The 278-nt window shown below is 43.5% G+C and carries 1 protein-coding gene; it reads left to right on the forward strand.

What is annotated here, in order from left to right:
- On the forward strand, nt 1-278 hold a 278-nt coding region (locus tag GHO41_RS30030), incomplete at both ends, for a hypothetical protein (RefSeq protein ID WP_178126642.1).

Below are 278 nucleotides of genomic sequence, written 5' to 3' on the forward strand. Positions count from 1 at the left end.
GTTAATTAGTTATACTGATATAACTGGTGCTGGTGGTGTAGCTACTAGCGGTGTTACTTTTAAGTATGGTCTTGGCGGTGTCTTCGCTGGACACTTCCAGAACAACGAAATGTACAAGCATACTGCTGCTACTGCTGTAACAGCTACTGTTACTACCGAAATGAACATGCAGGTTATTGGACCTGACCATCCTACTTCAAATGATGGTGTTGGTGACCGTATTGTCCTCGATATGTTACCAAGGACTAATACGTCGATTGCTAACTGGGATGTTGACG

Origin of the sequence: Pseudomonas sp. FSL R10-0399, from assembly GCF_009600165.1 — a bacterium.
GTDB classification, from domain to species: Bacteria; Pseudomonadota; Gammaproteobacteria; order Pseudomonadales; family Pseudomonadaceae; genus Aquipseudomonas; species Aquipseudomonas helleri.